This window comes from Paenibacillus xinjiangensis, assembly GCF_059686975.1.
The window spans coordinates 432,519-459,476 of sequence record NZ_JCAALS010000001.1; the positions used below are offsets into that span (position 1 = coordinate 432,519).

Genomic DNA, 26,958 nt, shown 5'->3' on the forward strand with positions numbered 1-26,958 from the left:
GTAAAATCATGAACAATCTGTTTTCAGTCAGGCTGTTTGGCAAAGGGCTGCAAATCATTGTCCTGGTAGCAATCGCCATAATCTATCTGTTCCCGTTCTTCTGGATGGTCATCACATCGCTGAAGCCTGTCTATGAGACGATGCAATTCCCACCCAAGCTGCTGCCATCGCAAATCGAGTGGGGTGCTTATACGAAAGTTTTTCAGAGTGGGATGTTCACCCGTTTCTTCATCAATAGTGTCGTCGTTACTGTCATTATTGTAGTCGTTCAGGTCATTACGTCTATTCTAGCTGGCTATGCCTTCGCCAAACGTAAATTCCCCGGCTCCAAATGGATGTTCTCAGCTATTATGGCAGGGATGATGGTGCCGATGCAGGTGACGGTCCTCCCCATTTATTTGCTCTTCAGCAAGCTGGGGTGGGTGGATACGTATGCTGCGCTTATCGTTCCGTTCCTCGCCTCGGCCTTCGGCGTATTCATGATGACGGAAGCCTTCAAGCAAATTCCAGATGAATTGCTGGAAGCAGCCAAGCTGGACAAGGCTGCAGAGCACAAAGTGATATGGACCATACTGCTGCCTTTAACGAAGTCGATGATCGTAACGTTAGCGCTGTTTACCTTTATCTCGCATTGGAATGATTTGTTCTGGACGACAATCATGACAAGCAGTGATACGTTCCGAACTTTAACCGTTGGTATTATGAGACTGAGGGAAACGGACGGAACGAATTGGAATGTGGTTATGGCGGGCAATGTCGTTCTCGTTGCGCCAGTTCTGCTGCTCTACCTGCTTGCCAGCAAACGGATTCGCTCCGCTATTGCTTACGGCGGGATCAAATAATATGCGAGAAAACATTGGATAGGAGAGGTTACAAGATGAAGAAGATGATGACAGGGGTACTAGGGCTTTCAATGTCGGTTGTATTATTGGCAGGCTGCGGACAAGAAGCGAATGAATCGAATCAAGCAGGCAATGCGGTAGGGGAAAAGGTGAAGGTTGAGTTCTGGTACGGCATAAGTGAATCCTATGCCGCTCCTGTCACCGAAATGATCGCGCAATTTAACGCATCTCACCCTGCTATTGAGGTGGTAGGCGTGAATAACGGCGACATTGACACGAATGGTACGAAGCTGCAAGCAGCTCTTATTGCGGGAACCCAGCCTGCAGCGGTCATTATGGACACGACGCAAATGGGACAATTCGGAGGAGCACTTGAGGATCTGAGTAACTATTTCACAGAGGATGAAATTAATAAATTCAATGAAGGGTTATTGAAGAACTCTTATGTAGACGGCAAGTTCGCAGGATTGCCTTATTCCCGAACAGCGCCTGTACTTTATTACAACAAGGATATGTTCAAGAATGCTAATCTGACCGAAGAAGCACCGAAGAACTGGGAGGAGCTGCACAGCTATGCGACTAAGCTGTCCGATCCAGCTAATCAGATATACGGATTCTCGATGCCCGTCGATATGGTATTCATTGAATCTCTCATCTATCAACAGGGCGGAACCATATTGTCGGAAGATCTTAAGCAGACTACCTTTAACAATGAATCAGCTTATAGTGCGGTGAAGCTGCTGCAGGATATGCAGAATGATGGCGCAGCCAAATTCCCGATCGGAACGAATGCTTATATGGAGGTTGTTCAGAGCTTTATGTCAGGCAAGGCAGCTATGATTCCGTCTTCCTCTGCGCTTCTTCCTACTATATTAGCTACAACTGCTGGTAAAATGGATATTGGAGTCGCTATGCTGCCTGCCGGCAAAGAAATGGGGATGCCGACCACAGGCTCCAATCTAATCATCATGAACAAATCCTCTGATGCTGAGAAGGCAGCTGCGGCTGAATTTCTCAATTGGTTTACGAGCACAGACAACATCGCGAACCTGAGCAAAAACCTTGGTGTTCTTCCCTCAACGGATGAAGCGGCTCAATCTGCCATTATTCAAGAGCTATGGACACAGACACCGCAGTATAAGGTAGCCTATGATGAGCTGCAATATGCCAAAGCTCGTCCGGTCGTAAGCGGCTATCGTGAGATGGGAATCAAGATTGAAGATGAGATTAAGAAGGCGCTGACGGATACGACGATCAAGCCAGAGACGGCAATCGGTGAAGCAGCTAAGCAAGTACAGAGTATTCTGGACCAGAATTCATAGCGATAGCAGTGAAGGAGCATCATCGTCTATACGATAACGATGATGCTCCTTCTTATTGTTACCCGTTAATGTAATGTGCTGTCCTAGTTAAAAAGAATGCAAATGTGCATTTGTTTTCTGAGCAATCCGGTGGTTGTGAAGAAATACCTGCGATTATACATGAGTTTAATCCTATTTAACCACAAATGGATTAAAGACGAGCGAAAGAATGCACTTTCGCACTAATGGCGAACCAACGGCAACTAGTCATATACAAGAATGTATAATTGCATTATTTGTAGTTAGAAATCTTGTGCGGGGCTTCTCTGCAGAACATATTTAACAACTTTTTACCTTCAGCACCAGCTATGGGGGATAACAAGCCTTTTGAGCATAGTATTTGTAAAGTTCGAACAGCGGTACGATGATTGATGCTCAAATGTGTCTGTACATCGATGGGACGCAGTGGACGAGCAAGTGTGTAGGCAAGACGAATGACTTCTCTTTCTGCTATTTGAATAAGGTCAACTGGAGTGGATCGCGTATAATAACGGCTGAGCAGCATCCAAAGCAGCGTTATGCATAGCCCGGGACGATGAGCGACATCGTCATAAGCAAACGAAATTACTTGGAATCCCATTGCGGTTAAAAAGGTTTCCCTGTTCAGCTCATTGCAGTACTTTTGTCTATCCATGTCTCTAACATGGGGACCGAAGCCTTTAATCTCAATAACTAGTTTCACGTTAGCTGTCAGCCAAACAAAATCGCAAAAATAAGATAGACCTCGCCAGTCGAGTACCTCAAATTCCGGATGCAAATCATCGAATTGCCCTTGGAGTGGCCACCAGATGTTGCGGCAAAAAAACTTTTCAGCCTCTCGGTGCCCCCGTTCCAGACGGCCTTTTCTTTCTCCCTTCCTTTTCTCCTTATGGTACTGAATAAATGCAGCATGAGCCTTCTCGAAAGCCATCGGTTACTTCCCTCCTCAAATACAAAAAAACGCCCCATATTCATTCACAAGGAATGGAAAGGGACGTTCTTCGTCTTCTATTATTGTAAGGTGTAAGGTGTGGAACGCTGGAAGACAATTCCTGAAAGGTTATCAAGTACGGAAATTATCCAATGGGGCACGGAGTTAAGCCCTCTCAGCTTTATTCCCGCATAGCGGATACGGATGCCCCAGTTACTAGGGTAACGTAGATTCGCTCGTGATCAACAGGTACACCGGCCAGCATGTTCAGCAGCTGCTCAGTGGCAAGCGCCCCCCACTTACGCATGGAATAATCGATCGTCGCCAGTCGTGGCTGTACGAATTGGGTGAGCTCGATATTATCGAAGCCGATGAGATGGATGTGCTCGCCAATGATGAGCGCAGTATGGTCGCGTATATAGGCATAGACACCGATTGCCATCTCATCATTCAGGCAGAAGATAGCAGCCGGTCTCGTATATTCATCAGCGATAAGCTTGGCGGCATGCGATCCGGCTTCCTTAGTGAAATCACCGGATAGTTCCTTATACGTCACATCGGGCACACGTTCAACAGCCTGCCGTACTGCACGCAGACGTTGATTGGCATCATAAGAGCCCGTCGGGCCTGCGACGACATACAGCTTGTCATGACCCTGCTCCAGAAGATACTCGATAGCAAGCGCCGCGCCTGCTTTATTATCCAATAACACTTGATTGATATGAGGATGCTGCAATTCGCGGTCCAGCACAACTGCTTTATGCCCTTGCTCTGCATACTGAAGGATCTCTTCACTTGTGAATGTCTCATCAAGAATGATCGCTCCATCTATCATACGTTCAGGGATGAGCCTGCGGGATTGCGGGCCGCTGCATACGAGCAGATCGATGCCTCTATGGTGAAGATAGTCTTTGGCGCCCTGCAGGAGATCGCCATAGAAGCTGCCGTTGAAGTCCGTCAGGAAGATTCCGATCAGATTGGACTTCTTACTCTTGAGCAATCGGGCTGCAGCGTGGGGCACATAATTCATTTGCTCAGCAATTTGTATAATTCTAGCGGCGGTTTCCGCAGTAACCTTATCGCTTCCATTAAGCGCATAGGAAACGGTGGAGATAGACACGCCAGCTTCCTTCGCAATATCTTTTATATTAGCCACGATGATGATCGCTCCTTGGGTACATTGGTGAAACGTTTCGAATCTAACTATACATGAAATGGAAACGCCAAGCAACCCTAGGATAACCCCCTTATTATACAATAATGATTCATTGACAGCGAAGGAAAAACAGAATTATAATCGATAATGAAGGTAATCGAAACGTTTCGATAACGTTTATCCAACAACATCTGGAGAGGTTGCGTTAAACCATGACAAATTCGAATCAAAAACAGTCCTCTGCTCAAGCGGGCAAGGATGTAAATGTGAATGAGCTGCTTAAGCAAATGACGCTTGACGAGAAGATCGCCCAGCTTATCCAGCTGGCTGTTCCTTTCTATGAAGGAGCAGAGGGGGATGGGCTCATTACTGGCCCTATGGAATCTCTCGGTATTACAGAAGAGACTGTCCATAACTCGGGCTCCGTGCTTGGCATGGCAGGGGCTAGTCAAATGATCAGCGTGCAGAGTGCGCATATGAGCCATAATCGCCTTGGAATCCCGCTGCTTATGATGGCGGATATCGTACACGGCTTCAAGACTATATTCCCTGTACCACTGGCTATCGGATGCTCTTGGGACATGGAGCTGGCTGAGCAGAGCGCAGAGATTGCTGCTAAGGAAGCGGCTGTATCTGGTGTACATGTGACCTTTGCACCGATGGCGGATCTTGTCCGCGATCCTCGCTGGGGCCGTGTAGTGGAATCTACTGGCGAAGACCCACATCTGAACGCCCTATTCGCAAAAGCTTTTGTAAGAGGCTTCCAAGGTGACGATCTTCCAAGCGATATGGATAGAGTTGCTGCGTGCGTGAAGCATTTTGCCGCATATGGCGCTGCTGAAGGCGGACGCGATTACAATACAGTAGATCTATCCGAGCGCCAAATGCTTGAGTTCTATCTGCCAGCTTACAAAGCTGCGCTAGATGAAGGCTGCGAGATGGTGATGACCTCCTTCAACACGGTGGATGGCATTCCAGCTACAGGTAACTCGAAGCTGATGCGCAAGCTATTGCGTGAAGAGTGGGGCTTCGAGGGTATCCTGATCTCCGATTGGGGAGCAGTGAAAGAGCTGATTGCTCACGGTATTGCTGCGGATGAAGAGGAAGCGGCTTACAAAGCGATCAAAGCGGGTGTCGACATTGAAATGATGACCTCTTGTTATTCCAAGCATTTGTCTGATCTCGTGGCGAAGGCTGAAGTGGATGAGGCGCTGATCGATGAGGCTGTACTTCGTATTCTATTGTTGAAGAAGAAGCTTGGTCTGTTCGACAATCCTTATCGCGCGGCTGATCCAGAGAGAGAGAAGGAAGTTGTGTTCTGTGATGTGCACCGTGAAACAGCGAAGGAATTAGCTGTGAAATCATGCGTATTGCTGAAGAACGAAGGCGCACTGCCGCTTGCAGCTGATCGCAAGATTGCTCTCATCGGACCATTCGCTAGAAGCGGCGATGTTCTCGGACCATGGTCATGGACCGGCTCGAAGGAAGATGCCATCTCGATGGAGAAGGGCATGCGAGGCAAGCTAAGCGGCCAAGCGGAGCTGCTCATTGCAGACGGCTGTGATATTGAGTCGACAACAGAGGAGCAGTGGCAGGCAGCGCTGGCAGCAGCAGGCCAAGCTGACACTATTGTACTCGCGCTTGGCGAGCATTCGGATATGAGCGGTGAAGCGGGCTGCAGAGCAGACATCAGACTGCCAGCAATCCAGCTTGAGCTGATTCGTGAGATGAAGAAGATTGGCAAGCCAATCGTTGTCGTCCTATTCAACGGTCGTCCGCTTGATCTGCATGGTGTGTATGAAGAGGCAGATGCGATTCTAGAAGCATGGTACCCTGGCTCCGAGGCAGGAAGCGCTGTAGCGGAGCTGCTGTTCGGTGACGCTAATCCGACAGGAAGATTAACGATGTCCTTCCCATACAGTGTTGGACAAGTGCCTGTATACTATAACGCCTTCAACACAGGACGTCCGCAAGGAGCGCCAGATGCGCAAGTCCGTTATGTCTCTCAATACCTTGATATTCCGAATGAGCCGCTGCTTCCATTTGGCTTCGGATTAAGCTATTCCGACTTCGAATATGGAGAAGCCAAGCTATCGAATGCTGTGATGAAGCCTGATGAGCCGATTAAGGTAACGGTTACTGTGACGAATAAGGGCAGCGTAGCAGGCGTCGAGACGGTTCAGTTGTATGTGCGGGATATGTCGGGCGAGGTTGTTCGTCCGGTGAAAGAGCTGAAGGACTTCCGCAAGGTAGCGCTTCAGCCAGGTGAGAGCAGCGAGATCTCGTTCGTAATTAGTGAAGAGCAGCTTCGTTATTATCACTCTGATCTTACGCTGAGCAGTGATGCAGGAGCATTCGTTGCCTTTGTTGGTGCCAACAGCAGAGACAATACAGAGCTTTCATTCCGTCTTATTAAGTAGAAGCAATAAATACACATAGCAAGGGGCTGTCCCGTTATTCATTGGGACAGCCCCACTTGCGCGCTATATGATTGGTTTATTGGCAGCAGCTTCGGAGATAGCAAAGGGGCTGTCCCGTCAATCCATGGGACAGCCCCGCTTATACGCATGATACCAGCTCGACTCTATTCTTTTACAGCACCGATTACAATACCTTTAACGAAGAAGCGCTGTAGGAACGGATAGATGATAAGGATTGGCAGTGCACTGATGAAGATCTGAGATGCCCGAAGCGTTCTCTGTGACATATTGGCAATAACAGCAGGATCGAAGCCAGTTGTGCTGCCTTGTACAATAAGCGTCTGCATGAAGCTGGCAAGCGGCAGATTCTCAGCGCCCTTCATATAGATCAAGCCGTCGAAATACGCGTTCCAATGCCCTACCATTGTGAACAATGCGATGGTTGCGATAGCCGGCAGGGATATAGGCAGATAGATGGAGATGAAGCTGCGGAAATGTCCGCCTCCATCAATAAACGTAGCTTCTTCCAGCTCTTTGGGTACAGCTCTGAAGAAATTGAGAAGCAGTATAATATTATACACAGCAACGAGACCAGGAAGAATGAGCGCTAGTAGATTGTTGAGCAGTCCAAGTCTTAGGATGAGGATGTAGCTTGGAATGAGTCCGCCGCTGAACAGCATCGTAATGACGAAATACCACAGGTAGATGTTGCGTCCGCGGAATACCCAGGTTTCTTTGGACAAGGCATAAGCGGCAAGCGCATTAACCATCAACGCTAGAATGGTTCCGATAACGGTGCGTTGGACGGATACCCAAAGCGAAGTAATGAAGTTAGCATTATCGAATGTTTTCGCATAAGCATCGAGTGTGAATCCGATTGGCCAGAAAGTAACGAGGCCAGCGTTAGCCGGTGCAGTGTCACTTAGTGATACCATTAATAGATGATATAGAGGAAGCAGACATAGAACAGATATAATCGCGAGCAAAGTATAGTTGAACACACTAAAGATGCGATAAGGCAGCGTTTTGTGATACATGAGCGGTCACCCTTTCAAGTAAAACGGCATTGCCGCCCGCAAGGCGGTACAATGCGTTCGTATGGAGATCAGACGAGGACAGCTGCTGATTTGCCTCATGCCCTCGTTCTAATCAAGCTAGAAGATGCGGTATCCTGCATATTTGTAAGCGAGTCGGTAGGAAACCACGATTAGAATTAAGCTGATCATCGATTTGAACAAGCTGACGGCAGTTGCGAAGCTGAACTGACCGCTGAGCAAGCCTTCTCGATAGACGAAGGTGTCGATGATATCGCCTTGCTGATAGATCATCGGGCTGTACAGGTTGAACACCTGGTCGAAGTTCGCGTTAAGCACGTTACCAAGCGCAAGCGTTGCAACTACGATAAGCATCGGAATAAGTGATGGGATCGTAATGAACATCGTCTGCTTCCAGCGGCTAGCACCGTCGACCTCCGCAGCCTCGTACAGCGCTGGATTAATGCCGGATAGTGCTGCTAGGAATATAATCGTGTTGAAGCCGAATTCCTTCCAGACATCACTGAATATGATTGTGAGTCTGAACCAAGTGCCATCACCTAAGAAGAAGATAGGCTTAATGCCGAACAAGGAAGTCAGGAACTGGTTCACGATACCGGTCTGGGAGAGCAAGTCGATCAAGATTCCCCCGAGAGTGACCCAAGATAAGAAATGGGGCAGATAGACGAGCGTCTGGATAGACCGCTTGAACCCCATGTTCCGTACTTCATTCAATAATAAAGCGAACGTGAAGGGGATGATTAAGTTCAATATAATCTTGGAACAAGCAAAGATGAGCGTATTCCCAATGATTTTGAGAAAATACTCATTCTCGAACATGTAGCGGAAATGCTTCAGGCCGACGAATGGTGACCCGGTGAATCCAAGTGATGCCTTATAGTCTTGAAAGGCTAGAATAATGCCCGACATGGGCAGGTAGGAGAATACGAAGACCAGCAGCGCGGCAGGCAGCACCATGAAATGCAGCACCCACGGTGTTCTGGACCTTTTTGTTTTTTTCGTTCTCCGGGCAGCCTTGAGGTTGACATCTTGTACAGTAATTTCGTCCATAGCTCTCTCCCGTTCCATAAAATCTCAATTGTAAATGAGGCGAAGCCCTGCTATTAATAATAGCAACGCAAGGGCTGATCGAACTATAAGACATTGTTAGGATCGATAGGGTTTTGTTAGGGAAATGATCTGGGGGAATGATTATGAACCGACTTATTCGCTTTTTTAGAAAAAAATTTAGCGCAAGGTACAGTTTATTTGCTAAAATGAATGGTTTGATCCTGTTATTATTTATTCCGATTACGGTCTTTTTCACCTATTCGAATGGAGTCTCGTCCCACATTCTGGATAAGGAGCTCAAGGCTTCGAACATCAAGCAGCTTTCTTTTCTATCCAGCCAGCTTGATTCACGGATTAATCAGACGATGGATTTTGTTGTAACGTTCTCGAGGGACCCGAATGTCCGCAAGTTCAACGGCTTGAACATTTGGGATGACGTTTATGACACCATGCAGACCAGATATGTCATTCAAGAGAAGATGATGCTGCAATCAGGGATCACGAACATTTGGCCAGTTACATTCACGGTCTATTCACAGCAGAACAAAGACGCGATCTCGAATTCGTCCAGTATGGTGACGTATGATGAGGAGTATCTGAGCCGTAACGTCTCCGGGAGTTGGACTTATGGCGATGGTGAGGAGAAGATTGGACCAGATCTGAAGAAGAATGCATTCCATTGGTTTTATACCGATTCGTTCGAGCAGCAGGGGACGCTGAGTGGAAGCAATCTGATTGTGCAGGCCAGCTTCGAGCACGAGAACATACAGAATATGCTGGATAGCTACAAAGAGGGCGGACAGGGCGATCCGCTGTTCTACCATAAGGGAGCTGCACCGATTCTGAACCAAACCGCGGACAAGGAGCTGACTAGTGAGCTGGTTCGTTACCTTGCTGATGAACCGCTGGATGGTACGACGGTGCAGGAGGTCGTGACGCTTGATGGCAACAGCTATTTGATAAGTGCTGTGAAATCACTTTATTTGGAGTGGTATTTGGTTGATATTGTACCGCTGGATCAGATAATGGGACCTATATCGTCTAGCCGGAATCTATTCTACTTGGCGATGGCACTGCTCTTCGTTGTCGGAATTTCCTCGTCTGTGCTGCTGTATAGGAACGTTCAACGTCCGATCCGCAAGCTGATTCGCGGCTTGCAGAGCGTACAGCGGGGAGATTTCTCCGTGCGAATCGATTCGAATGTGAACAATGAATTCTCATTCTTGTTCTATCGGTTCAACGATATGTCGCAGCAAATTCAGAGCTTGATTGAGAATGTATTGAACGAGAAGCTTCTGGCTCGTGAAGCGACGCTTAAGCAATTGCAGGCCCAGATTAATCCGCATTTCTTGTACAATTGCATTGGATATATGATTAATATGGCTCAAATGAAGGATGAAGAGGCAGTCGTATCGATGGGGCATAATTTAAGCTCCTATTACCGCTATATGACGCGTCTGGAGCGCCCGATGGCAACGCTGAATGAAGAGGTTCAGCTTATCATCAATTACTTGGACATTCAGAAGCTGCGCAACGGCCGCATTCATTATTCCATCGATATTTCTGACGAGATGCTGAAGCTAGAGGTTCCGCGGCTAATCCTGCAGCCAATCGTCGAGAATGCCGTCATACATGGGGTTGGCAAGACTTACACCTCAGGTGAAATTCGGATTATCGGCGAAATGTCGGAAGGATTAGCTCATTTGTATGTGGAAGACGATGGCCCAGGAATGACGGATGAGCTGCTGGCCCAAATGAATCGTTCCATGCGAGAGCCTCTGCAGGAAGATATGGGGTATGGCTTCTGGAATACGAATCAACGAATTATTCATCAATACGGGGGTCAATCACAGATCAGCTTCGCAAAGTCAGAGCTGGGTGGCCTTCGCACCTTACTCATGTGGGAGCATGGGGCAAGCTTAGAGCAACTACGACCAAACAAGCGAGAAGGAGAGCGGCCGCATGCAAATGATCATCGTGGATGATGAAGCCCATTGGGTGGACAACCTGTCTATGAACAAGCCTTGGCATACGCTGGGCATTGAACAAGTCCATAGAGCGTATTCCGCGCAGGAAGCTCTGCAAATTCTAGAAACGCATCCGATCGACATTGTGATCTCTGATGTACTCATGCCGGAGATGACGGGAATCGAATTGATCGGTAAAATTCGTGAACGGGATCAAAGAATTAAATGCATTGTACTATCAGGTTATTCGGACTTTGAATATACGAAGGAGGCGCTTCGCCATCAGGTGGTGGATTATTTGCTCAAACCGCCGACTGACGCTGAATTGCTCGGAGCAGTGAAGTCGGCCGTAGAGCAGGTAAGGACAGAATGGGAGAGTGTCAGCTCGCAGGAGCGGACGGAATTTATGCTGAGAGAGAATCTGCCGCTCCTGCGAAGTCAAATGCTGCTAAGCGCCCTGCGCGGGGAGAAGCTGTCTGCTGATGAGTGGAACAGGAAGCTCAGCAGCTACGATCTGCCATTCCGATTTGGCGAATGTGCCCTCATGCTCGTCCGTATGGAGGAGGAATTCGGTCAATACCGCAACAACGGTCAGCAGCTTATGGAATATGCCATTATTAACATGGCTGAGGAGATTATCGGAGAATTTGCTCATGTATGGGGCGTTAAGGAGGAGCACGGTTATCTTGCCTTTCTGATTCAATTCAGAGACGATGCTCCAGCTGTGGGCAGGGATACGCTTCTTGAAAAGTCGGCGATGCAGCTGCAATCGAAGGTCAAGCATTTCTTGAAAGGCTCCTTGTCCATTGTCACGACAGATTTCTTCGATTTCCCGCATCGGCTTCCTGATCGTTACAGTCATGCTCTTGCCTATTTCAGGCAGATTGTTGGCGATGAGAAGGAGTTCGTCATTCGTGCGGGAGAGCTGAACAGCCGCTTGTCGCAAGGTCCGCTTGACGTCATTCAGGCGCCGCCGGATCTGAAGAATCTGCTCGAGGCTGGGCGCTGGGAAGAGGCAGAGCAGAAATTGCATGATGTATTCGAAGAGCTTGATGACAGATGGTCCGAGTCATGGGAGCATTGTCTGGAGACAGGCTATATTATCGCTTCCTCCTATTCGCATTTTGCCCATCGCAACGGACATACGCTAGCGGAATTGCTCGGAAGCGAGATGGAGCTCATACAGAGTGGAGAAGCCTTTGCCACTATCCCTAAGCTTAGAAGCTGGGCACTTGGAGGCTTGAGTAAGCTGAAGGAAGGGCTGTCTAATGATGTGAAGGATAGTCGTTCTGTGTATGTGAAAAAAATCCAGAGGTACGTCGAGCTGAATCTTCATCATGACGTGTCGCTAAGAACGCTGGCTGATCATGTGAACCTCCATCCCACGCATCTGTCCAAGCTGTACAAGATCGAGACTGGGGAAGGCGTAAGTGAATATGTGTCTCGGCTTCGAATGGAGACCGCCTGCCACAAGCTGAAGACGACCGACAAGAAGGTATATGAGATCAGTGCAGAGATCGGTTATTTGGACCCCGCCTATTTCATCAAAGTATTCAAAAGACAATTCGGGGCTACACCGCAGGAATATCGAGAAAGAAATTAACAACATGACAGAGTCCTATGGAAACTAACAAAATCCTATAGATGACCTCCTATGCCTGTTGGTAAAGTAACACTTGTAACAATCTTACACCGTAGGGGGAGAAACAATATGGGGAAATTTAGCAAGGTATGGCTGCCTTTAGCGATCATCATGCTCATCGTGTCAGCTTGCAGTGGCAATACAGGTAACAATGCTGGCTCGGACAACTCGAACGCTTCGAGTGCCGATGCCGAGGCTGTATTCGAGAAAGGCAAATATGATCCGCCGATTGAGATTAGTACGGTTATTATGCCGGTAGAATACACCAAGGGTGAAACGAAGGACAATAACGTTCATGACAAATGGATGCTTGAGACGCTTGGTATTAAGCACAAAGACACTTGGTATCCGGCAGGCAGCGATCAATATAAGCAGCAGCTGCAGCTTGCACTAACATCAGGCGAGAAGCTGCCAGATTTCGTTATGGTGCCTACAGATGCGGTACTGACGAACCAACTAATTGATTCGGAGCAGTTCATTCCGATTGATGAGCTGTTCGAGAAGTATGCAAGCCCAGTGTGGAAAGAGCATGCTGAACAGAATCCTGAGCTATGGTATCCATTCACGAGGGATGGCAAGAAGTGGAACCTTCCAATTATGGAATATACCGACAATGATGACACGCTTCTATGGCTTCGCGAGGATTGGATGAAGAAGCTGAATCTGGAGCAGCCCAAAACCATCGCTGATCTAGAAGTTATTATGGATAAATTCAAAAACGAAAATCCAGATGGACTTGCTGCAAAAGATGTGTATCCGCTTGCTATTACGTTGAAAAACGCTACGAATACATGGATGGGTGGACTTGACTGGCTGTTCGGAGCGTATGGTTCCGTTCACGAGCAATGGAATAAGGATGCAGATGGAAATCTGGAATACGGCTCTGTTAATCCGGGAGCAAAGCAAGCACTTGCTAAGCTGCAGGAATGGATGGAGAAAGGTTACATTCATCCCGATTCCGCACTATGGGCGGAAGACAAAGCAGCTGAGCTGTGGACCAAGGGGAACGCAGGCATTCTGCCAGGCGCGAACTGGGTTCCAGACTGGCCGGCCCCAGACCTTCTGAAAAACGTGAAGGGCTCGGAATATAAAGCTTATCCGGTTCCTGCGGGACCAGATGGTCTTATCGGTACCAAATGGCAAAACTCCGGCGTGAACAGCAGCTTCATGATCAACAAAGATGCTGAGCATCCGGAAGCTATCATTCTGTATTACAACTATCTGCTCGAGAATATTGCTAACCCGGCAGTAGGCAGCGAGTATGAATATGGCTTTGCACAAGGCTATGACTGGGATATCGTTGACGGTCAGCCTACTAGTGACAAAGATAAGATCACAGACTTCTTCGATAAGTTTCCATTCATTACGGGACCGGCACGTATTCCTAATATGTACATGGAATCGCTAGTTAAGCTGGCGAGCGGCGCTGAGCCAGAGACTCCTTACGAGAAGAAGCAGGCTGAGTTCCGTAAGCCAGAGAACTGGTATGCAGCACAGGTTGTTATGTCTCAGATCGATATCCGCAAACAAAATTACTTCACTGGCGCTGCAACGCCTACGATGATTACGAAATGGAATCTGCTTCGTCAATCTGAGCTGGAGACCTTCAACAAAATTATCTACAGCAAATTGCCTGTCGATGCATTCGACGAGTTCGTAGCTAACTGGAAAGCAAATGGCGGCGATCAAGTTACACAAGAAGTGAACGAATGGTTTAAATCTGTATCCCAATAATCCTTTGAAACAAGGGGGTGTCCCATAAGTCATGAAAATGACGACGGGACACCCCTTTTTTATCTGGGCTAAACAGCAGTCTGCGCAATTAAATGTTCTTCCAATCGCCATTGCTCGAGGATTCCTTGAATCAAGGAGGTAAGGTTGGAATCCCCTCGCAAAAGCGACCGCTGACGCTTCTCCAGAATCATTTAATTGCTCCGTCTGCCCTTAGCCTGTTCATGAAATGCTTAAATAAAAAGATGCCAACCCTTGTTTGAATAGAAGTACCACCAACCAGAAGTTCGACCGAGACACGCCTTGTCCGTTCGACGGATGCAAGAACCCGAGAGTGTGTAATCATTCGATCTGCTCCGCCTAGAGCGCACGCGCAGTTGGCCACAGACGAGAAATGGCGCCACAGATATTAGATCTGTGGCGCCATTTTTCCTTTTTAGCGGTACTCGCTAGACAGCTTATTACTTATAGGTTGCTCTAGCGAATACGATGAAGAACAGCATGATCTCTGCCAGTAGAACAAGCGGGGATACCGTGAAGATGAGATCAACAACGAACAATGCACAGAGCAGGCCTGTCAATAAGGCAATGATCGTTAAGGTTGGCTTCAGATGAGCGAACCGATACCGATACAGCACGAACATAACGGACAAGAAGTAGATAAGTATGGAGCTGAAAGTAAAGGATACGATGAACAGATAGCTAATATCCTCAACAGTCATCAGCTGTATAGAAGCGGCAATCATGCTCAGTGAGCCATAGATGAACAGATGTCCGTAAATAATCGTCTGCCCCGCCGTTTGCCTTGATTTATCCACATGCTTCTCTACATTCTCGAAATACTGCCACCATATGGCAATGACGAGCACGAAAGCCATCGCAGCAAAAAGAATAGACGAGCCTGTGAAGTGACTGGCTTGCAGGACAGACAACGTGCTGATAACCGACTCGCCAAGCAGGATAAGTGTGAACAGCGCGAAGCGCTCTAGCAAATGGGCCGTATGAATAGGCGCTCTCATCAATTTGTGGCGGCCAATAAGGGGTACAAGGATATCAAGTGCAATACCCGCATACAGTACTGCATATCGAATCCACGAATCGAACAGAAGGGAGCAGCAGGAGACGGCTATTCCGAGCCAGAAATAAGTGCCTAGAAAATGAGCCGTTGTCTGCTTATGGCCAGCTCCTCTGCGTGCTGTTACTAAGTATTGAACCGCAGTCAAGCCTCGTAAGCCGATATAGCCAATAAAGAACGGTACGTAATTAGCATCAAAATCCACGTTAAGACTGGCTGTCATAATGAGAACAAAAAACAATTGCACAATCATAAAGATGCGATGTGTTGTTCGATCCTCACCGAATCGATTGTTGTAGACGGTCTGTCCGACCCATGCCCACCAGATCGGTATGAAGATCAGAATAAACTTAGCCAGATGCTCAATAGATATACTGCTGTGCTCTACATGCAATAGCACATGAGTCGCCTTGGATACAGCAGCTACAAACAATAAATCATAAAACAGCTCCAGCCATGTGACCTTTTTTTCGGGTATCAAGCTTATGTATCTCCTCTCGATGATATTCGTACAGTTGTGTGGGCTGGAATCAGCAGCATCATGCAACTATTCGCTCTAATCGTATCATAGCAGAACTTGCGTTATGAGCCTAGAATGTCTTGGGGATCATACGATCTACTCATGCTGGCATACACATATATGTAAGGCACTATTTCTAATCATCTGCTCTTATTCTTGTCGTGAAACCTCACATGAATTTAGGCTATTAGTGAGGGGGAAAGCGCGTTTATTGCTAAATGTTTGGCATCTCAAACAATTAAGTGGGATTTTTTTAGTTCTCATGACAAGAAACATGCCATGAACTTCAAAACAATCTAGCAGGCGAGTATAATACCAGCAATAGCATTGTTGACTGAGAGTAAACTGCGGAAAGGTATGAGGAATCATGAGCATAGCGGAACTAAACGAACGAGTAAATACGGATCTCTCTTATCTCGCTTACGGAGGCGCGGATTGGGTACGGCAGGTGGATTATCCTGAAGGGCATGTGTATGATGTCATCATCGTTGGCGGCGGTCAAAGCGGTTTAGGAGCAGCATTCGGCTTCTTACGTGAGAGAATCTCTAACATACTTGTATTGGATGAGAACGTTGAAGGCTATGAGGGACCTTGGGAAACCTACGCACGTATGGTAACGCTGCGAACACCGAAGCATTTGACCTCTATCGATCTCGGCATTCCATCTCTAACCTTCCGCTCATGGTGGGAGGCGCAGTTCGGGCAGAAGAGCTGGGAGCAGCTCGACAAAATACCGCGAGGCGAATGGATGAAATACTTGCGCTGGTATCGTCAGGTGCTTGAGCTTCCAGTCCTTAATGAAGTGAAGCTGAGGCTGATCGAGCCTGCAGCAGACGGCATTCATCACCTGCACATCGAAGGTGCTGGAGCGCCCGCGAGTCTGCTGCTTGCACGCAAGGTCATTCTAGCAACTGGCATTCAAGGAGGCGGGGAATGGCATACACCACCTATGATAGCCGAGAAATTGCCTGCTCATCGCTATGCGCATACCTCGGAGAGTATTGATTTCAAGGCTCTGCAAGGTAAAAAGGTCGCTGTACTAGGGGGCGGGGCATCAGCCTTCGACAACGCGAATTACGCACTGACAGAAGGTGTGGCCGAGGCCCATGTGTTCGTACGACGTGACAAGCTGCCGAGTGTTAACCCGATTCGCCAGATGGAGGTCTCTGGTATGATTGAGCGCTTCCACACGCTCTCAGATGCCGATAAATATGCAGCCATTTCTCACTTCTTCAAATACAATCAACCACCTACGAATGATACGTTTGAACGTGCGGCAGCATGGCCCGGGTTTCAGCTGCATCTAGGTGCGCCATGGCTTGATGTCGAAGAGACTGAAGCGGGAGCAGTGGTCACTACGCCGCAAGGGAAATTCACCTTCGACTTTCTTATTTTAAGTACAGGTCTACTGAGTGATCCCGCGCTGCGTCCGGAGCTCCAGCTGGTCGAAGGGTATATCGCACGGTGGAGTGATCGTTACAAGGCACCAGCAGAGACGAGCAATCAGCTGCTTGATGCTCATCCTTATCTTAGTCCCGGCTTTGCGTTCGAAGGTCGTGATGAAGAAGGGGCGAAGCTCCTTCATGGATTATATGTATTCAACTATTCAGCTCTAGCTAGCTGCGGATTATCGGCTTCCGCCATATCCGGTACGAGGAATGCTGTTCCCAAGCTCGTTACTGCTGTAGCGGATCAGCTGTTCCTTGACGATCGAGATGCAATTATTCATAACTTCTTAGCTTATGATGAGCCTGAATTTGTTGGTGAATGGAAGCGAAGCGCAGATAAGGTCGTGTAAGGGATCGCGCAAATATAGATTATTAATGGGGTGTCCCAAGGTCATTAGACCTTGTGGGACACCCTATTTCGTTGCTGCAGCTTGCTTCGTGCTCATCATGGTGGACGTTCGCCTATACGGTAAGGAATGGGACTGTCACACAATCGTTGCTTCCGGCTGCTATTGCGTTAATGGAGGCGGTTGACCTTAGATTCAACCTCATTGATAATATAGGAAGACAAACCATCGGCTTGACCCTAACATGATAATGATAGATGGATGCTCGTGCAGAGTGGGATATGCCCGCATCCGTCTTGAGATTGGAGTATAGCAATGACCTATCGCAATTTGGAACAATGTTTAATCGACTTGGAGAAGAACGGGCACTTGGTTCGTATTCATGAGGAAGTAGACCCTCATCTAGAAATGGCAGCCATTCATATGAAGGTGTATGAGGCGGGCGGGCCGGCTTTATTGTTCGAGAAGGTTAAAGGCTCAAAGTTTCGTGCCGTATCCAATCTATTTGGTACGATTGAGCGCAGCAAGTTTATTTTTCGACATACTTGGGAGAAGACTCAGAACGTTATCGCATTGCGTAATGATCCGATGAAAGCACTCAATAATCCATTCAAATATATAGGAACAGGTCTCGCAGCTAGAAAAGCCCTGCCAGTGAAGAAGTCGAGTATTCCTGCCGGGTTTCAAGAAATTCAAATATCAGACTTGCCTCTTATTAAACACTGGCAGGGGGACGGCGGAGCTTTCGTAACACTGCCTCAAGTCTATTCAGAGGACCCGGAGAAGCCTGGTATCATGAATTCCAACTTAGGCATGTACCGTGTACAGCTTAGCGGGAACGACTATGAGTTGAACAAGGAAGTAGGCATACATTATCAGATTCATCGCGGGATTGGGATTCACCAAGACAAGGCGAATAGACAAGGCAAACCGTTGAAGGTCAGCTGCTTCGTAGGTGGTCCTCCCGCCCATACGCTGTCTGCCGTTATGCCTCTGCCCGAAGGGATGAGTGAGATGACCTTCGCAGGCTTGCTGGCAGGACGTCACTTCGGTTACAGCTATGAGGACGGCTATGCGATTAGCAATGATGCAGATTTCGTCATTACCGGCGAGATTCATCCTGGCGAGACGAAGCCGGAAGGACCTTTTGGCGATCATCTGGGCTATTACAGCCTCACGCATCCGTTTCCTGTGATGAGGGTGCATAAAGTGTATGCTAGACCTAATGCCATCTTCCCTTTCACAGTTGTAGGCAGACCGCCGCAGGAGGATACGTCGTTCGGAGAGCTGATTCATGAGCTGACTGGAGGAGCGGTTAAGCAGGAAATTCCAGGGGTCAAAGAAGTCCATGCTGTAGATGCAGCAGGTGTGCATCCTCTGCTGTTCGCCATTGGCAGCGAACGCTATACGCCATACCAGCAGGTGAAGCAGCCTGCGGAAATACTCACTATTGCCAATCGGATACTGGGGACTGGTCAATTGAGCCTAGCGAAGTATATGTTCATTACGGCCGAAGAGAATCAGATCATAAGTACGCATCATGTCGTCGATTTTTTAACCTATATTTTAGAGCGGATCAATCTCCGTCGGGATATTCATTTTCAGACCAATACGACAATAGATACCCTTGATTATTCTGGAACAGGCTTGAATACGGGCAGTAAGGTCATATTCGCAGCAGTAGGCGAGAAGCAAAGAGAGCTATGTCTAGAGGTGCCAGAGCAGCTGCAAGAGCTCCCCGGCTTTGGACATGCTAAGATGATTATGCCAGGTATTGTTGCACTGCAAGGGTCAGCATTCACAAGCTATGGCGAAGCTCAGCAGGAAATCGATCATATGTGTAAGGCTATTGAGGACAAAGGCGAGCTTACCTCATGTCCGATGATCATCGTATGTGATGATAGCGAGTTCATGAGTGCGGCTGTTGATAACTTTCTCTGGGCTACATTTACACGAAGCAATCCATCTCATGACATTCACGGCGTGAACAGCTCCATTGAGCATAAGCATTGGGGCTGCGATAATGTGATCATTGACGCTCGAACCAAGCCGCATCAAGCACCGCCACTAGTAGCTGATCCCGATGTGGAGCGGAACATTGAGCGATTCTTCAAGTCAGGTGCAAGTCTGGGTCATATACGCCTCAAATAAAAGTAAGTGAAATTTGGTTATGTTAGATTTATAGAACGGTTAGAGAAGGAGATCATGATGAGCCATACCTTTCACAATCAGATCGATAGTCTAGTCACCCGAATTGCAGCCAGTCACCGAGATACGCCGCTTACAATTTCACTGGATTCCAACACGCTTCCTAATGCAGATACGATTATTGAGATTATTAGCTTGCTTAGAGAGCTGTTGTTCCCAGGGTATTTCGGCAAGCAAAATATAAGCCACGAAACGATGGAATATCGGATCGGTGATGTTCTGATTCAGCTTCATGAGAAGCTGTCGGAACAGATAGAGCGCGTCTTGCGTCATCATGCTCACAAGCAAGCAGATTTCAATGGGAATGTGAGAGCGGAGAGCGAGAAAATCACCTATGAGTTTCTGAGCAAAATTCCAGCGATTAGGGCTGTACTCGCAACCGATGTGCAAAGCGCCTATGACGGGGACCCTGCTGCCAAGGATACAGATGAGATCATCTTCTCTTACCCTGGCATCTTCGCGATCAGTGTGTATCGATTGGCTCACGAATTGTACGTATTGAACGTTCCTCTGCTCCCTCGTATGATGACTGAGCATGCTCATAGCGTAACAGGGATCGATATTCATGCGGGCGCTACTATCGGTTCGTGGTTCTTCATTGATCACGGTACAGGGGTAGTAATCGGTGAAACCACGGTCATTGGTGATCGAGTGAAGATTTATCATGGTGTGACATTAGGCGCACTATCAACTAGAGGAGGACAATCCTTGAATGGTGTCAAGCGTCATCCGACGCTGGAGGATGATGTAACCGTATATTCCGGAGCTTCGATCTTAGGCGGCGAGACGGTTATAGGCCGAGAGGTTGTTATTGGAAGTAATGTATTTATCTCAACATCGGTTCCTGCAGGGGCGAGAGTTACTGTGAAAAATCCTGAGCTTGTAATAAGAGGACGAGCTCCTCAGGAGCTTAAGCAGGAAGAAATTATCGATTGGATGATCTAATAGATATAGCTGGATGGTGGAGCAGGGCTAACCCCTTGTCCCGCCATTTTTTTGCTGCATAGGGGGAGTCAAATCAGGCCGTGAAATGCTATATTTCTATCAAAAATATTATATTCTTATAATTGCTATTTAATGGTATAATCTTTCCGATTACTAGATTTGGACATCTTGAAGGGATTGATTCCTATTAAAAGTTCATTTGAGAAACGATTTACAGTGTTTTTATGCTGCATAATTTTAGTTACACTAGCAATACCGATTAATGTATCCAATATCGCTTCTGCAAGTGCAGCGACATGGACCTTCACAGGCAGTTCCGGTTCTACTGTAAGCGCATGGAGTGATGGTATTGCAGAGGACGGGGATGGGGGATCCAATTCTATAGACGGAATCGATTTGAATTTATTCAACATTACGGATGTTGCGGGTACAAATCTTAATCTGCCTCTACAGATTGGCACATCTGACTTACATGCATTAACCACGGAAGATCCTTCAATTAACATTAGTGGTTGGAAGGGGATAGAGATCAATTCTGACAATGCTGCGCCATTTCAGATTAATGGTTTCTATTATTCCAATTATGGCGAATCAGCTCCAATTACAATTATCGTTAAGGGATATCTGGCTGGTGATGAAGTCGCCAGTACATCCTTCGCTGCTAACGAGCTGGATAATGGCTTCTATACGAAATCAAACGTAGACCTGGGAGCAGAGTTCGACTATGTAGATAGGGTTATTCTTTATTCAGCTAACAACAGCTGGCATGAAATTAACAATATTATGATTGATAACGCAGTACTAGCTTCTGCAGCTGCACCGACAGCGAGTCCAGTGAGTGGTTCAGATGCAGCAAGCAACAGCATCGTAACGCTAAGCACTGCAACCGCGGGCGCGAAGATTTACTATACGACGAATGGCTCGATACCGACAACTAGCAGTGCAAGCGGAGTGGACGGGACGAGCAGTGCTGCTGTTACGATTGTAGGGACCCCTGGCGCAACCGTAACCGTCAAGGCAATAGCCGTGAAATCGGGGTATTCCAATAGCGAGGTGGCGACTTATACCTACAGCATTATTAATAGTGTCCCCTCAGCAACGGGAGCAAGTATGACAACGGAGGAAGATACTCCTTTGTCCGGAACGCTGATGGGAATGGATTCCGATCCAGGAACGACTCTGACTTATGTGATAGCGACTAATCCCTCACATGGAACAGTAACCGTGAATGGTGCAACCGGAGCTTACGTTTATACACCTGATCCGAATTACTATGGCACGGATAGCTTTACTTTTACAGTAAGTGATGGTCTCTCGACATCTGCAGCAGCGACAATCAACATTACTATGCTTGGAGTCAACGATGCTCCAACTGCACTGGGATCTAATGAGTCTCTTCTGAAGAACTCCGTTTATAATGGAACAGTAAGTGGCTCAGATCCTGATACGGGAACGACTCTGTTGTATATTTTGGTGACAGGACCCTCACATGGAACTCTCACACTTCATTCAAATGGTAACTATATATATACGCCTATTTCTAATTATATCGGAATAGACAGCTTTACTTTTAAAGCTAGTGATGGCTTCATGACGTCTGCAGCTGCAACTGTCAGCCTGACCGTGACGGGAGTGAATAATGCGCCGACAGCTAATAATGCCAGTGAAACAACGGCAGAGGATACAGTGCTAAACGGAATGTTAAGCGGTACGGATCCAGATGCGGGAACGACACTGACGTTCGCAAAGGCTGCTGATACGCAGCATGGAACGTTGACCGTTAATGCAGCAACTGGAGCCTACACGTACACGCCAGAAGCGAACTTTAACGGAGCGGACAGCTTCACGTTCACGGCCAGTGATGGCAGTCTAACCTCGTCCGCTGCAACCGTCAGCATAACGGTGACAGCGGTGAACGATGCGCCAACAGCGCAGGCAGCTAACGGAACGACGGCAGAAGACACCGTATTTAACGGGACATTGAGCGGTTCAGATCCTGATGCAGGAACGACCTTGACGTATGTACTAGGAACGGACGCATCGCATGGCGTGGTGTCTATCAATACAGCAACAGGAGATTACACGTACACGCCAGATGCGAACTATACGGGAGCGGACAGTTTCACGTATACCGTGAGTGATGGAGCGTTGACATCGGCACCAGCGACTGTCAGCCTGACGGTGACAGCAGTGAATGATGCGCCAACAGCTATCAATGCCAGTGAAACAACGGCAGAGGATGCAGCGCTGAACGGAACGTTAAGCGGTACGGATCCAGATGCGGGAACGACGCTGATGTTCGCGAAGGCTGCTGATCCGCAGCATGGAACGTTGAGTATTAATACAGCAACCGGAGCCTACACGTACACGCCAGAAGCGGACTTTAACGGAGCGGACAGCTTCACATTCACGGTTAGTGATGGCAGTCTAGCCTCGTCTGCTGCAAGCGTCAGCATAACGGTGACAGCGGTAAATGATGCGCCAACAGCGCAGACAGCCAACGGAACGACGCTAGAAGACACCGTATTTAACGGCACATTGAGTGGTTCAGATCCTGATGCAGGAACGACCTTGACGTATGCACTAGGAACGGACGCAGCGCATGGCGAGGTCTCTATCAATACAGCAACAGGCGATTACACCTATACGCCAGATGCGAACTATACAGGAGCGGACAGCTTCACGTATACCGTGAGTGACGGAGCGTTGACGTCTGCAGCATCGATTGTCAGCCTGACGGTGACAGCAGTGAATGATGCGCCGACAGCGCAGGCAGCTAACGGAACGACGGCAGAAGACACGGTGTTTAACGGGATATTGAGCGGTTCAGATCCTGATGCAGGAACGACCTTGACGTATGCATTAGGAACGGATGCAGCGCATGGCGAGGTCTCTATTAATACAGCAACAGGAGATTACACGTACACACCAGCTCTGAACTATACAGGAGCGGACAGCTTCACGTATACCGTGAGTGACGGAGCGTTGACGTCTGCAGCAGCAACCGTCAGCCTGACGGTGACGGCAGTGAATGATGCGCCAACAGCGCAGGCAGCTAACGGAACGACGGCAGAAGACACCGTATTTAACGGTACATTGAGCGGTTCAGATCCTGATGCAGGAACGACCTTGACGTATGCACTAGGAACGGACGCATCGCATGGCGAGGTCTCTATTAATACAGCAACAGGAGATTACACCTATACGCCAGATGCGAACTATACGGGAGCGGACAGCTTCACGTATACGGTGAGTGACGGAGCGTTGACATCGGCACCAGCGACTGTCAGCCTGACGGTGACAGCAGTGAATGATGCGCCGACAGCTAATAATGCGAGTGAAACAACGGCAGAGGATACAGCGCTGAACGGAACGTTAAGCGGTACGGATCCAGATGCGGGAACGACGCTTACTTATGTTTTAGCTGAAGATGCAGAGCATGGAACCGTAGTAATCGATACAGCAACCGGAGCCTACACGTACACGCCAGAAGTGAACTTTAACGGAGCAGACAGCTTTACGTTCACGGTCAGTGATGGCAGTCTAACCTCGTCCGCTGCAACCGTCAGTATCACGGTGACAGCGGTGAATGATGCGCCAACGTCAGTAGACGCAAGCGCGACAACAGATGAAGACACCGAGTTTAATGGAACATTGAGCGGTTCAGATCCTGATGCAGGAACGACCTTGACGTATGCACTAGGAACGGACGCATCGCATGGCGAGGTCTCTATTAATACAGCAACCGGAGATTACACGTACACACCAGCTCTGAACTATACTGGAGCGGACAGCTTCACGTATACCGTGAGTGACGGAGCGTTGACGTCTGCAACAGCGACTGTCAGCCTGACGGTGACAGCAGTGAATGATGCGCCGACAGCTAATAATGCCAGTGAAACAACTGCAGAGGATACAGCGCTGAACGGAACGTTAAGCGGCGCTGATCCAGATGCGGGAACGACACTTACTTATGTTTTAGCTGAAGATGCAGAGCATGGAACCATAGTAATCGATTCAGCTAGTGGAGAATATACGTACACGCCAGAAGCGAACTTTAACGGAGCAGACAGCTTCACGTTCACGGCCAATGATGGCAGTCTGACCTCGTCCGCTGCAACCGTCAGTATCACGGTGACAGCGGTGAATGATGCGCCAACGTCAGTAGACGCAAGCGCGACAACAGATGAAGACACCGAGTTTAATGGAACATTGAGCGGTTCAGATCCTGATGCCGGAACGACCTTGACGTATGTACTAGGAACGGACGCATCGAATGGCGAGGTCTCTATCAATACAGCAACAGGCGATTACACCTATACGCCAGATGCGAACTATACTGGAGCGGACAGCTTCACGTATACCGTGAGTGACGGAGCGTTGACGTCTGCAACAGCGACTGTCAGCCTGACGGTGACAGCAGTGAATGATGCGCCGACAGCTAATAATGCCAGTGAAACAACGGCAGAGGATACAGTGCTGAACGGAACGTTAAGCGGTACGGATCCAGATGCGGGAACGACACTGACGTTCGCAAAGGCTGCTGATCCGCAGCATGGAACGTTGACCGTTGATACAGCAACCGGAGCCTACACGTACACGCCAGAAGCGAACTTTAACGGAGCAGACAGCTTCACGTTTACGGTAAGCGATGGTACCTTGACGTCAGCAGAAGCGACAGTTAGCTTGACGGTCAATGCAGTGAATGATGCGCCAATAGCGACAGCTGCTTCGAATTCCACTACGAAAGGCCAAGCTTTGAGTGGTGCTTTATCTGGAACAGATATCGATGCAGGAACAACGCTGACATATGCTGTAGATACACTTCCTGCACATGGTACTGTCACTATAACAACAGCTGGAGATTATGTGTACACGCCTGAAGCTAATTATCATGGAGCAGATAGCTTCACTTTTATAGTGAGTGACGGCAGTCTGATATCGACAGCAGCCATTATCAGTATCACTGTGAATCCAGATCGTACTGGAGGAGGCACCTCAGTACCAGCCTCTTCGGATGGCTACGATGTAATTGTGAATGGCAAAATCGAAACCGTAGGAACAGCAACTGAAACGACTGTCAATGGTCAAAAGGTTACTACGATTACGGTTGATGAGCAGAAATTGGAAGACAGGATTGCGCAAGAGGGTGGGTACTCGCTAATTACAATTCCAGATATTTCGAACTCGGATATGTTCATCGTAGAGTTTAATGGACAGTTCTTCAAGTCTATTGAGAAGAAGGCAACGATATTGCTTCAGACCGAAGATGCTACTTATACATTGCCTGCCGAGAATATAGATATCGAATCCTTGGTCAAGCAATTAGGAAATAACGTGGATCTTAATCAGGTTAAAATTCAAATCGAAATTGCAAGATCAACGGATGAAACGATAAAGCTCGTTGAAGATGCAGAAGAGTCGGGTAAGTTCAATTCTATCGTTCCACCGCTTCACTTCTTGGTCACAGTTGTAGTCGGTGATGAGAAAATTGAAGTTACGAAGTTCGCAGCCTATGTAGAGCGAATGATTGCATTGCCTGCTGATGTGGATTCAACAAAAGCGACTACGGGTGTTGTTATAGAATCCGACGGTTCCGTTCGTCATGTGCCAACGCAATTCCTCCTAATTGACGGGAAATCTTATGCGAAGGTTAGAAGCTTGACGAACAGTACGTACGTTATTGTCTGGCATCCGCTGCAGTTCACAGATGTTGCGAATCACTGGGCCAAAGATGCAGTGAATGACATGGGATCTAGAATGATCGTGAACGGCGTTGGCAACGAATGGTTTAATCCTGATCAAAATATAACTCGTGCGGAGTTCATATCTATAGTGGTACGGGGGCTTGGATTAAAATTAATGAATAGTGATTCACCATTCACCGACGTGTCTTCAACAGATTGGTACAGCAGTGCCGTTCAGACGGCTTATGCCTACGGTCTAATTAGCGGTGATGGCAGCAGTAAGTTCCATCCTGCAGATACAATCACACGACAAGAGGCAATGACCATTATAGCTAAAGCAATGAGAATAACAGGCATTCATTCAGGCTTAACCTTGGATACAGCAGAATCATTGCTGAGCGCATATGGAGATGCTGGATCAGCGGCAGAATGGGCGATCCAGGGCATTGCAGAGTGCTTGCAGGCGGGAATCGTTAACGGAAGACAAGATGCTCAGCTTGCACCTGAAGCTAATATGTCAAGAGCGGAAGTCGCTACAATTGTTCAAAGGCTACTTCAGAAATCGGATTTGATTTAAGGTAAGAGCAGTATGCT

General features: G+C 48.0%; 16 protein-coding genes. 10 read left to right on the plus strand and 6 right to left on the minus strand.

From position 1 onward, the window contains the following. The first annotated feature begins 8 nt into the window (after positions 1–8). Together AC6ESP_RS01850 and AC6ESP_RS01855 are read left to right on the plus strand one after the other, a co-directional pair. Entirely contained in the window at positions 9–842 is an 834-nt protein-coding gene (locus AC6ESP_RS01850) for a carbohydrate ABC transporter permease (RefSeq protein WP_497094949.1), read from the plus strand. Positions 843–877: 35 nt separating this feature from the next. Next, entirely contained in the window at positions 878–2,164 is a 1,287-nt protein-coding gene (locus tag AC6ESP_RS01855) for an ABC transporter substrate-binding protein (RefSeq protein ID WP_497094950.1), read from the plus strand. Positions 2,165–2,435: 271 nt separating this feature from the next. On the opposite strand, the gene AC6ESP_RS01860 is transcribed toward AC6ESP_RS01855, so the two are convergent. Further along, entirely contained in the window at positions 2,436–3,113 is a 678-nt protein-coding gene (locus AC6ESP_RS01860; RefSeq protein ID WP_497094951.1) for a DUF559 domain-containing protein, read from the minus strand. 181 nt (positions 3,114–3,294) lie between these two features. Next, on the minus strand, positions 3,295–4,269 hold the full coding sequence (locus AC6ESP_RS01865) for a LacI family DNA-binding transcriptional regulator (RefSeq protein WP_497094952.1): 975 nt from the start codon (positions 4,267–4,269) through the stop codon (positions 3,295–3,297). 212 nt (positions 4,270–4,481) lie between these two features. On the opposite strand from AC6ESP_RS01865, the gene bglX reads away from it, so the two are divergent. Beyond that, on the plus strand, positions 4,482–6,689 hold the full coding sequence (gene bglX, locus AC6ESP_RS01870; RefSeq protein ID WP_497094953.1) for a beta-glucosidase BglX: 2,208 nt from the start codon (positions 4,482–4,484) through the stop codon (positions 6,687–6,689). Positions 6,690–6,853: 164 nt separating this feature from the next. Here bglX and AC6ESP_RS01875 read toward each other — a convergent pair whose 3' ends face one another. Together AC6ESP_RS01875 and AC6ESP_RS01880 are read right to left on the minus strand one after the other, a co-directional pair. Beyond that, complete coding sequence (locus AC6ESP_RS01875; RefSeq protein ID WP_497094954.1) at positions 6,854–7,726, minus strand: carbohydrate ABC transporter permease; 873 nt, start codon at positions 7,724–7,726, stop codon at positions 6,854–6,856. 117 nt (positions 7,727–7,843) lie between these two features. Next, positions 7,844–8,794 (minus strand): ABC transporter permease, encoded by a 951-nt coding sequence (locus AC6ESP_RS01880; protein ID WP_497094955.1) that lies wholly within the window; start codon positions 8,792–8,794, stop codon positions 7,844–7,846. Between the two features lie 206 nt (positions 8,795–9,000). Here AC6ESP_RS01880 and AC6ESP_RS01885 point away from each other — a divergent pair, with 206 nt between their 5' ends. From AC6ESP_RS01885 to AC6ESP_RS01895, 3 genes are all read left to right on the plus strand, one after another. Beyond that, positions 9,001–10,779, plus strand: a complete 1,779-nt coding sequence (locus tag AC6ESP_RS01885; RefSeq protein ID WP_497094956.1) for a sensor histidine kinase — start codon at positions 9,001–9,003, stop codon at positions 10,777–10,779. Beyond that, entirely contained in the window at positions 10,757–12,364 is a 1,608-nt protein-coding gene (locus AC6ESP_RS01890) for a response regulator transcription factor (RefSeq protein WP_497094957.1), read from the plus strand. The genes AC6ESP_RS01885 and AC6ESP_RS01890 overlap by 23 nt, the downstream gene beginning before the upstream one ends. A gap of 108 nt (positions 12,365–12,472) precedes the next feature. After that, positions 12,473–14,137 carry a type 2 periplasmic-binding domain-containing protein gene (locus AC6ESP_RS01895; RefSeq protein WP_497094958.1) on the plus strand — a complete coding sequence of 555 codons (1,665 nt, stop codon included), beginning with the start codon at positions 12,473–12,475 and terminating at the stop codon, positions 14,135–14,137. A gap of 458 nt (positions 14,138–14,595) precedes the next feature. Here the strand turns inward: AC6ESP_RS01895 and AC6ESP_RS01900 are convergent, their stop codons facing one another. Continuing rightward, complete coding sequence (locus AC6ESP_RS01900) at positions 14,596–15,687, minus strand: low temperature requirement protein A (RefSeq protein ID WP_497095010.1); 1,092 nt, start codon at positions 15,685–15,687, stop codon at positions 14,596–14,598. 409 nt (positions 15,688–16,096) lie between these two features. On the opposite strand from AC6ESP_RS01900, the gene AC6ESP_RS01905 reads away from it, so the two are divergent. The 3 genes from AC6ESP_RS01905 (at position 16,097) to epsC (ending at position 20,677) form a co-directional block, all read left to right on the plus strand. After that, entirely contained in the window at positions 16,097–17,527 is a 1,431-nt protein-coding gene (locus AC6ESP_RS01905) for an NAD(P)-binding domain-containing protein (protein ID WP_497094959.1), read from the plus strand. A 312-nt stretch (positions 17,528–17,839) separates the two neighbouring features. Beyond that, the gene (locus tag AC6ESP_RS01910; protein WP_497094960.1) at positions 17,840–19,675 is read left to right on the plus strand and encodes a UbiD family decarboxylase; all 1,836 of its coding nucleotides are present in this window, start codon (positions 17,840–17,842) and stop codon (positions 19,673–19,675) included. Positions 19,676–19,732: 57 nt separating this feature from the next. Next, positions 19,733–20,677: a serine O-acetyltransferase EpsC gene (gene epsC, locus AC6ESP_RS01915; protein ID WP_497094961.1), complete on the plus strand. Its 945-nt coding sequence runs from the start codon at positions 19,733–19,735 to the stop codon at positions 20,675–20,677. Positions 20,678–20,802: 125 nt separating this feature from the next. On the opposite strand, the gene AC6ESP_RS01920 is transcribed toward epsC, so the two are convergent. Continuing rightward, entirely contained in the window at positions 20,803–21,087 is a 285-nt protein-coding gene (locus AC6ESP_RS01920) for a hypothetical protein (protein WP_497094962.1), read from the minus strand. Here AC6ESP_RS01920 and AC6ESP_RS01925 point away from each other — a divergent pair. Further along, positions 21,074–26,941, plus strand: a complete 5,868-nt coding sequence (locus AC6ESP_RS01925; protein ID WP_497094963.1) for a cadherin-like domain-containing protein — start codon at positions 21,074–21,076, stop codon at positions 26,939–26,941. The genes AC6ESP_RS01920 and AC6ESP_RS01925 overlap by 14 nt on opposite strands. Positions 26,942–26,958: the final 17 nt, after the last annotated feature.